The organism is Amycolatopsis sp. NPDC004772, from assembly GCF_053601215.1.
In genome coordinates, this window is sequence record NZ_JBSGBK010000064.1 from 43,381 (window position 1) to 53,070 (window position 9,690).

Annotated in this window: 6 protein-coding genes; 2 read left to right on the plus strand and 4 right to left on the minus strand. The window is 71.6% G+C overall.

The genetic code is table 11. The features are described 5' to 3' along the window. Positions 1-121: 121 nt before the first annotated feature. On the plus strand, positions 122-1,810 hold the full coding sequence (locus ACWEF6_RS30500) for a bifunctional 3'-5' exonuclease/DNA polymerase (protein ID WP_449686094.1): 1,689 nt from the start codon (positions 122-124) through the stop codon (positions 1,808-1,810). 153 nt (positions 1,811-1,963) lie between these two features. On the opposite strand, the gene ACWEF6_RS30505 is transcribed toward ACWEF6_RS30500, so the two are convergent. The 4 genes from ACWEF6_RS30505 to ACWEF6_RS30520 all read right to left on the minus strand — a co-directional run bounded on the left by ACWEF6_RS30505 (position 1,964) and on the right by ACWEF6_RS30520 (position 8,971). Next, positions 1,964-2,959, minus strand: a complete 996-nt coding sequence (locus tag ACWEF6_RS30505) for a hypothetical protein (protein WP_449686095.1) — start codon at positions 2,957-2,959, stop codon at positions 1,964-1,966. A gap of 396 nt (positions 2,960-3,355) precedes the next feature. Further along, positions 3,356-7,201 carry an ATP-dependent RNA helicase HrpA gene (gene hrpA / locus ACWEF6_RS30510; protein WP_449686100.1) on the minus strand — a complete coding sequence of 1,282 codons (3,846 nt, stop codon included), beginning with the start codon at positions 7,199-7,201 and terminating at the stop codon, positions 3,356-3,358. A 230-nt stretch (positions 7,202-7,431) separates the two neighbouring features. Continuing rightward, on the minus strand, positions 7,432-7,689 hold the full coding sequence (locus tag ACWEF6_RS30515) for a hypothetical protein (RefSeq protein ID WP_449686096.1): 258 nt from the start codon (positions 7,687-7,689) through the stop codon (positions 7,432-7,434). Between the two features lie 118 nt (positions 7,690-7,807). Continuing rightward, positions 7,808-8,971 carry a lactate 2-monooxygenase gene (locus tag ACWEF6_RS30520; protein ID WP_449686097.1) on the minus strand — a complete coding sequence of 388 codons (1,164 nt, stop codon included), beginning with the start codon at positions 8,969-8,971 and terminating at the stop codon, positions 7,808-7,810. A 111-nt stretch (positions 8,972-9,082) separates the two neighbouring features. On the opposite strand from ACWEF6_RS30520, the gene ACWEF6_RS30525 reads away from it, so the two are divergent. Next, positions 9,083-9,690, plus strand: a 608-nt coding sequence (locus ACWEF6_RS30525) for a saccharopine dehydrogenase family protein (RefSeq protein ID WP_449686098.1), incomplete at its 3' end; no start/stop codon positions are given.

The window sequence follows — 9,690 nt, forward strand, 5'->3', positions numbered from 1 at the left end:
GGAAGAGAGCTAGCGCCGTACCGGCGGTATGGGAGCTACCGGAGAGTAAACCAAGGGTAGGCCGAACGCACCAGCCCGCGAGCGGGCGGAAACTGTCGGTGGTGGTCGGCATGATGTCGGAGTGCAGGTCATTGCGGGGCGAGAGGAGGACGGGAGCTTCACCGTGCACACGTCGTCGGACACGGTGTCCGGCCTGGACCAGGCGGCTTTCGCGGAGCTGGCGCGGGAGCTGGAGACCTCGCTGGCGCCGCGGTGGGTGTTTCCGTCGGTGGAGCGGACGTACCCGGTGCTGATGGCGGCCGGGCTGCGGGTGCGCCGCTGCTACGACCTCGAGCTGGCCGAGGGGCTCCTGCTGGCGTACGAGGGCGCGGAGACGCAGTCGCGGAGCCTGCGCGCGGCCTGGGCCAGGGCGAACGGCGAGGAGCCGCCACCGGATTCGGCGGCGGTCGAGCTGGCGCAGCCGACGCTGTTCGAGACGCGCGTGCCGACGCTGCCCGAGGGCGTGACGGTCGTCACGGCGGTCCGGCGCGTCCTCGCCGAGCAGGAGCGCCGGGTGGCGGCGGTCGAGCACCCGGACCGGATGCGGCTGCTGCTGGCCGCGGAGTCGGCGAGCGCGCTGGCGGCGGCGGAGATGTCGGCTGACGGCCTGCCGTGGCGCGCCGACGTGCACGAGGAGCTGCTGGCGGCGCGGCTGGGGCCGCGGGTGCCCGCCGGGCAGCGGCCGAAGGCGCTGGTCGAGCTGGCGGCGAAGATCAGCGAGGCGTTCGGCGGGCGGCCGGTGAACCCGGACTCGCCGCCGAGCGTGGTCCGCGCGCTGGCCCGCGAGGGGATCGAGGTGCCGGCGGCGCGGAAGTACCTGCTGAAGGGGATCGACCACCCCGCGGTCGGGCCGTTGCTGGAGTACAAGGAGCTGTCGCGGCTGTTCGCGGCGAACGGGTGGGCGTGGCTCGAAGAGTGGGTCACGGACGGCCGGTTCCGGCCGCACTACGTCGTCGGCGGCGTGGTGTCCGGGCGCTGGGCCAGCCGCGGCGGCGGGGCGCTGCAGATCCCGAAGGTGCTGCGGACGTGCGTGCGCGCGGACCCGGGCTGGAAGCTGGTGGTGGCGGACGCGGCCCAGCTGGAGCCCCGGGTGCTCACGGCGCTGTCGGGCGACCGCCGGCTGGCCGACGTCGCGGCGGCGACGGACCTGTACGCGCGCCTGGGCGAGGCGCTGTTCTCGGGCGCGCGCTGGGTCCCGGCCGCGAACGACGACCGCGACGACCGGGCCCGGGCGAAGATCGCGATGCTGTCGGCGATGTACGGCGGCACGTCCGGCGAGGCGGGTCCCCTGCTGGGCTTGCTGCGGCAGCGGTTCCCGGACGCGGTGTCCTATGTGGAGCATGCGGCGCAGGCGGGCGAACGCGGCGAGCGCGTCCGGTCCCGGCTGGGGCGCACTTCGCCGGCGCCGTCGGCGGCCTGGCGCGCGTTGACCGGCGGGCTGGCTTCGGACGAAGCCGGCGAGCTGAAGGCCCGGCGGGCTTCGAGGGGCTGGGGCCGGTTCACGCGCAACTTCGTCGTCCAGGCGAGCGCGGCGGACATGACGGCGGTGATGCTGGCCACGCTGCGCACCCGCTTGCCCGCGCCGGCGCACCTGGTGTTCTTCCAGCACGACGAGGTGATCGTCCACACCCCGGCCGAGCTGGCCGCCTCCGTCGCCCAGTCCATCGAGGATTCGGTGACGGAGGCGGCCCGCATGCTGTTCGGCCCGGCGTGCCCGGTCCGTTTCCCGATGCAGACCGCAGCGGTCGACACCTACGCCGACGCCAAGTAACCGTGATGCCCCGCCAATCACGCGAGTTCCGGCCTCAATCACGCGAGTTCCGGCCTCAATCACGCGAAGCCGGTGCCCCATCACGCGAACCGGCCCGCCGGGTGCGCCGGGCCGGCCGCCGCCCGAGGCGCTGCGGCCGGCCCCGCTCACCCGCTACGGGAACATCGGGAGGGTCTGCGTTCCGACGTCCTGGTTCGGCAGGGTCCGGCCCGGGTTGCCGCGGAAGTCCGTCCACACCGGGTGCAGCCGGAAGTCCGCGCCGACCGCCGCGGCCGTGTAGTCGCCGATGAACACGCCCTGCAGCTCCTTGCCCGTCTCCGCTCCCGTCGACACGAACTGGACCTGCGGGTTTGCCGTCTGCGTCGTGATCCTGCGCAGCGGGGACAAGCCGTCGCCCCAGCCGGTCGCGTACGCGTAGTCCAGGCCGATGCCGTTCGGGTCGTACGCGCGCGTGTACGACGTCACCGCGACGCGCCCGCCGAACGCCGCCACCGCCGGGAACACCTCGTCGGCGCCCGAGCCGATCTTCACCGGCTTCGACCAGCCGTGCCGGCCGCCGGACCCGCTCAGGAACGCGTCTCCGTTCGTCTTCACCGACTCGCCGTCTCGGTACGTTCCGTTGCGGTCGTCGGCCCAGGTCACCCACAGGTGGTCCGTCACGCGGTCGTACGTCAGCTGCGGGAAGCTGTTGACGCGGAAGTTCTCGCCGGTCAGCGCGTTGTTGGCGACGTCTTCATCGACCGGGAAGTCGAAGTCGAGCCCCACTTCGGCGTGCCGGAACGTCCGGCCGCCGTCGCGGGAGGTCGCCACCACCACCGCGTCGTGGTCGGCCGGCCGGTCGCACGCCGCCGTCGCGCAGACCGACGTCTCGTACGCCACCTGGAAGTCGCGGGACTTCGACAGCACGATCGGCGATTCGACGAACGCGCCGGACGCGTCGTAGGTGAACTGCGTCCACGTCACGTAGACGTCGCCGGACACCGGGTCCGCGGCGATCCACTCCGCCGGGGTGACGCCGTCGAGGTGCAGGATCGCCGGGTCGCCGAAGCTGCGGCCGCCGTCGTGGGACACCGACACCGCGATGCCGCCGGCGAGCTGCTGGTCGTCCGGCACCTCGGCCCGGCTGAACACCAGCGTCGCGTAGTACACCGTGTTGTGCGGCCCGAACGCGATGGCCGGGTCACCGGCTCGTCCATATAGGACAGTGGGGCGGGCGCCCCGGTCGGGTGGTCCAGGTGCGGCAGCTGGACGTTCGCCCAGGTCCGGCCGCCGTCGAACGACGTGTAGGCGAAGCCGCCCGAATCGTTGCGGGCTTCGCGGGTGTTGTACAGCCGGTAGTCGTTCGACCCGGCGACGATGTTGCGCGTCGGCGAACTGCTCCTTGAGCAGCGGATTCGGGACGTTGTGCCGCGGCTCGGCGGCCGCGTGCGCGGCCGGCGCGAAGGTCTCCGGCCGACCCAGGCTTGTCCCGCGGTGCACCGCGGTCAACCGAAGGAAGTTCGAGGCCGGACATTCCGGGTTTCGGTGGCCTGGAACGATGATCGACTAGGCCAACGCGTCGTCGATGGCCTTCGTGATCCGCTTGAGCGACACCGGGTGCGCCGTGCCCAAGGTCTGGGCGAAGAACGACACCCGCAGCTCTTCGATCATCCACCGCACCTCGTTCAGCGCCGGTGACGACGTCCCCGGCGGCAGCGATGCCACCGCGTCGGCGTACTCGCCCTGGATCCACGCGATGTCCGCGGTCCGCTGCAGGTCGCGCGTCGGCTCGGTGGGAAGTTTCTCCAGCCGTCGCGAGATCCCCTGCAAATACCGGACGACGTGGCGGAGCCGCCCGGCGCCGGTCGCCGTCACGAAACCCGGGTACACCAGGCCGGCCAGCTGGGCGCGGATGTCGGACAGCGACTCGGCGGGACCCCGCGCCGACGGCAGGGCCACCTCGACGTCGTTCGCCGCGCGGAGGATCTTCTCCACGTCCGTCAGCACGTCGAGCACCTGCGGGTGCAGGCCCGCGCGGACCTTCTCCAGCAGCACCTTGAAGCCGGTCTCGTCGAACACCGGACCGCCGCCCGCGGCCATCAGGGCGTCCACCGCGCAGTCGACGCAGTCCTCGAGCAGCGCCGCGACGCTGCCGTGCGGGTTCCGGTTCAGCACCAGCTTCGACGAGTTGGACAGCGACCGCGTGATGAACTTCATCGGCGAGTTCAGGTTCAGCCGCAGCATCCGCCGGGTGCCCGCCCACATCGCGTGTTCCTGCTCGGCCGGGGTGTCCAGCAGCCGCACGGCCACCGAAGCGCCCTCGTCGACCAGCGCCGGGTACGCCTTGACGTCGTGACCGCGCTGCTTCGACTCGAAAACGTGCGGCAGCGCCCCGAACGACGGCTTCGTCAGCCCGGCCTTCTCCAGCGTGTTGGCCGCCTTGGAGATCGTCTCACGCACCTTCGGCGCCAGCCGCCGCTGCAGTTCCGCGACGTCCTTGCCCTCGGCGACGCGCTTGCCGCGCTCGTCCACGACCCGGAACGTCATCTTCAGGTGCTCCGGCACCGAAGCCAGGTCCCAGTCCGCATACGGCACCGTGATGCCCCGCAGATTACGCAGTTCGCGCCCGAGGACCTCCAGCAGCGGACCGTCCGAAGGGGACACTCGCGAAAGGACGTCCCGAGCCGTGTCCGGCGCGGGGACGAAGTTGCGGCGCAACGCCTTCGGCAGCGACTTGATCAGCTGGGTGACCAGCTCCGCGCGCAGCCCCGGCACCTGCCAGTCGAACCCGTCCGGCGTCACCTGGTTGAGCACCGGCAGCGGGACGTGCACGGTGACGCCGTCGGCGTCCGCGCCCGGCTCGAACTGGTAGGTCAGCTTGAAGACCTGCGTGCCCTGCGTCCACGAGTCCGGGTAGTCGCCCTCGCGGACGCCGCCCGCCGTTTCGTTGATGAGCATGGACTTCTCGAACGAGAGCAGGTCCGGCTGCTCGTGGCGCGCCTTCTTCCACCAGCTGTCGAAGTGACGCACCGAGACGACGTCCGCCGGGACCCGCGCGTCGTAGAACTCGTACAGCGTCTGGTCGTCGACCAGGATGTCCCGCCGCCGTGCCCGGTTTTCCAGGTCTTCGACCTCTTCCAGCAGCGCGCGGTTCTCGGCGAAGAAGTGGTGGCGCGTCTGCCAGTCCCCCTCCACCAGCGCGTGCCGGATGAACAGCGCCCGCGACATCTCGGGGTCGATCCGGCCGTAGTTGACGCGGCGGTCGGCGATCAGCGGGACGCCGTACAGCGTCACCTTCTCCGTCGCGATCACCGCGCCCTGCTTGCGTTCCCAGTGCGGCTCGGAATAGGACCGCTTCACGACGTGCTGCGCCAGCGGCTCGACCCACTCGGGTTCGATGCGCGCGTTGACCCGCGCCCACAGCCGGGACGTCTCGACCAGCTCCGCCGACATCACCCAGCGCGGCTGCTTCTTGAACAGCGCCGAGCCCGGGAACACGCCGAAGCGGGCGCCGCGCGCGCCCAGGTAGTCGCCCTTGGCCGGGTCCTTGAGCCCGATGTGCGACAGCAGCCCGGCGATCAGCGACGTGTGCACGCGCTGCGGGTCGGCCGGGGCCGTGTTCGTGTTCAACGAGATGCCGAGCGGCTTGGCCAGCTGACGCAGCTGGCTGAAGATGTCCTGCCACTCGCGCAACCGCAGGTAGTTCAGGTACTCGGTGCGGCACATCCGGCGGAACTGGTTGCCGGACAACGCCTTCTGCTGCTCGGCGACGTACTCCCAGAGGTTCAGGTAGGCCAGGAAGTCCGACGTCGGATCGGCGAACCGAGCGTGTTGCTGGTCGGCTGCTTGCTGCTTCTCGGCCGGCCGCTCGCGGGGGTCCTGAATGGACAGCGCGGCGGCGATGATCATCACTTCGCGGACGCAGCCGTTCTTCGCCGCCTCCAGGACCATCCGGCCCATCCGCGGGTCGACCGGCAGCTGCGCGAGCTTGCGGCCGATGTCGGTCAGGCTGCGGTCGGACCCGGTCGAGGAGAACGCGCCCAGCTCCTGCAGCAGGCCGATGCCGTCGCTGACCTGGCGGCGGTCCGGCGGCTCGACGAACGGGAACGCGGCGATGTCCCCCAGGCCCAGCGACGTCATCTGCAGGATGACCGACGCGAGGTTGGTCCGCAGGATCTCGGGATCGGTGAACTCGGGCCGGCTCTCGAAGTCCTCTTCGGAGTAGAGCCGGATGCAGATGCCGTCGGACGTGCGGCCGCAGCGGCCCTTGCGCTGGTTCGCCGACGCCTGCGACACCGGTTCGATCGGCAGCCGCTGCACCTTGGTGCGGTGGCTGTAGCGGGAGATCCGCGCGGTGCCCGGGTCGACGACGTACTTGATGCCCGGCACGGTCAGCGACGTCTCGGCGACGTTCGTCGCGAGCACGACCCGCCGCCCGGTGTGGGACTGGAAGATGCGCTGCTGCTCGGCCGACGACAGCCTCGCGTAGAGCGGCAGGACCTCGGTGTTGCGCAGGTTCGCCCGGTTGAGCACGTCCGCGGTGTCGCGGATCTCGCGTTCGCCGGAGAGGAACACCAGGATGTCGCCGGGGCCTTCGGCGCACAGCTCCTCGACGGCGTCGAGGATGCCCTGGGTCTGGTCGCGCTCGTCGGCGGCTCCGGCGTCCTCGGAGGGGTCCTCCGGGTCGACCAGCGGCCGGTAGCGCACCTCGACCGGGTACGTCCGGCCGGAGACCTCGACGATCGGGGCGTCGTCGAAGTGCTTCGAGAAGCGCTCCGGGTCGATCGTCGCCGAGGTGATGATGACCTTGAGGTCCGGGCGGCGCGGCAGCAGCTGCTTGAGGTAGCCGAGGATGAAGTCGATGTTGAGGCTGCGCTCGTGGGCCTCGTCGATGATCAGCGTGTCGTACTGGCGCAGCGAGCGGTCGGTCTGGATCTCGGCGAGCAGGATGCCGTCGGTCATCAGCTTGACCAGCGTGTCCTGCCCGGACTGGTCGGTGAACCGGACCTTGTAGCCGACGGCGTCGCCGAGCTCGGTGTGGAGCTCGCTCGCGATCCGGTCGGCGACCGTGCGCGCGGCCAGCCGACGCGGCTGGGTGTGCCCGATCTGGCCGCGGATGCCGCGGCCGAGCTCCAGGCAGATCTTCGGCAGCTGGGTGGTCTTGCCCGAGCCGGTCTCCCCCGCGACGATCACGACCTGGTGCTGGCCGATGGCGGCGGCGATCTCGTCCTTGAGCTTGCTGACCGGCAGCTCTTCGGGGTACTCGATCTTGGGCACGCTCTCGCGCCGCGACTGGACGCGCAGCTCGGCCTTCTCGACGTCGGCGGCGATCTGGGCGAGGACGGAGTCGCGGTTGCGGGCTTTGCGGGCGCCTTCGAGCCGGCGGCGCAGCCGTTGCTCGTCACGCGGCATGAGCTCGGGCAGGCGCGCACGCAGCGCGGCGAAGGGGGATGGCTCGGACATTCTTGGTCCAAGGATAGCCGTGCGTGACGACCCGGGCCTCCGAATATCCCGGCTACGTGACCGGGCGCACCCCGGAGGCCCGCCTCAAGCGCCCCAATGTGGCGTTCGGTGCGTCCAACGCACCCAATGTGGCGTTCGGTGCGTTGGACGCAACCAACGCCACATTGGGGCGCTGGGGCTCAGCCGGGCTGGCCGGGCTGCTGCGGCGACTGGACCGGCGCCTGCTGCTGCGGCTGCGGCGCGGCCTTGGCGCGGCTCAGCGCCACCGAGCCGCCGATCAGCGCGAGACCGACCAGGCCGAGGATGATGCCGAAGAACGGCTGCATGTCGCTGGCCCAGGACAGGATCCGGAACTCGTAGTCGAACTGCTCGAGGACGATGGTGCCGAACCCGAGCACCGCGCACAGCACGCCGATCCGCATCATGATCGAAGACATGGGAAACCCCCTCGTGAAAGGACTGATGGAACCACCGGTCCGTCCCCGAGCGGCCGTGGTGAGGCAGAAATGTAGCGGCCCCCGGCCCGGCTGTCTCCGGAATTCCCGATTCGTTACCTCATGTCCGCTGCAGCGAGTCCGGGCCCAGGTCGGCGAGGGTGCGGTGGCCGGACAGCCCCATGGTCAGGTCGAAGTCCGCCAGGAGGCTGCGCAGGACGTGCCGGACGCCGTCCTCACCCGCGTGGGCGAGGCCGTACACCCACGGGCGCCCCACCAGGACCGTCCGGGCGCCCAGGGCGATCGCCTTGAGGACGTCGGCGCCGGTGCGGATGCCCGAGTCGAACAGCACCTCCAGCCGGTCGCCGACCGCCGCGACGATGCCCGGGAGTGCCTCCAGCGCGCCGATCGCGCCGTCGACCTGGCGGCCGCCGTGGTTCGAGACGACGATGCCGTCCATGCCCGCTTCGGCCGCGCGGCGGGCGTCGGCGACGTGCTGGATGCCCTTGAGGACGATCGGGCCGTCCCAGTGCTCGCGCAGGAACGGCAGCTGGTCCCACGTCCGGTCGGTGCCGGTGAGCATGCCGATCCAGCGCAGGATCGCCATGTTCAGGTCCTCTTCCGGCGTCTTCTCCAGCAGGCCGCGGAACACCGGGTCGGTGAACGGGACGGCGCAGCCCTCCCCCTTGAGGAACGGCAGGTAGGCCTGGTCCAGATCGGACGGTCGCCAGGCCAGCGTCCACGTGTCGAGGGTGACGACCAGCGCGGTGTAGCCGGCGTTCTTCGCCCGGGTCAGCAGGCTCGCGCAGACGTCGGGGTCGCCGGGCCAGTACAGCTGGAACCAGCGCGGGCCGTCGCCGTTGGCCGCGGCGACGTCCTCGATGCCGGTCGACGACGCCGTCGAGAGGATGAACGGCAGCCCGATCGATGCCGCGGCGCGGGCGGTCGCGCGCTCGGCGTCCGGGTGGACGATCGACTGGACGCCGACCGGCGCGACGGCCACCGGGGCGGGCAGCCTGGTGCCGAGCACGGTGGTGGCCAGGTCGCGGTCGGTGGCGCCGGTCAGCATCCGGGGCACGACGCGCCAGCGGTCGAAGGCCTCGCGGTTGGCGCGGGCGGTGGCGCCGGAGCCGGCCGCGCCCGCGACGTAGGAGAACGGCCCGGGCGCCATGAGCTCGCGCGCCGACGCTTCCAGCTTCGTCGCGTCGGTCGAGCACGGCGGCAGCTGACCTCCGAGCCCCTGCAGGTAGATCTCGTTCTGATAGCTGCCGAAGCGTTCGGTCACGGTTGCCTCCTCGCGTTCGAGGGGGCACTGTACCCGCCGGTAGTTCACCCGGCGCCGGGATGTGACCGGCGGGTAACCTGAGCGCGCCGACGTCCCAGCGAAGGAGCAGACATGCGCGCGTACGACGTGGTCCTGTTCGGCGCCACCGGGTTCACCGGCGGGCTGACCGCCGAGTACCTGGCCCGGCACGCGCCCGCGGACCTGCGCTGGGCGCTGGCCGGGCGCAACCGCGGCAAGCTCGAAGCCGTCCGGGCACTGCTCACCGAGATCGACGACCGGTTCGCCGCCCTCGACCTGCTCGTCGCCGACTCCGGCGACCGGGCCTCGCTGGTCGCCGTCGCGGAGGCCACGAAGGTGGTGATCACGACCGTCGGCCCGTACCTGACGCACGGCGAACCGCTGGTGGCCGCGTGCGCCGAGGCGGGCACCGACTACGTCGACCTGACCGGCGAGCCCGAGTTCGTCGACCGGATGTACCTGGCGCACGACCGGCGCGCCCGCGAGACCGGGGCGCGGCTGGTGCACGCGTGCGGGTTCGACTCGATCCCGCACGACCTCGGCGCGTGGTTCACCGTGCAGCAGCTGCCCGAAGGCGTGCCGCTGCAGCTCGCCGGTTACGTCCGGGCGGGCGGGATGCCCTCGGGCGGCACGTTCCTGAGCGCGCTGACCATCATGTCCCGGCTGCCGGCGGGCGCCCGGGTGGCCCGCGAGCGGGCGGC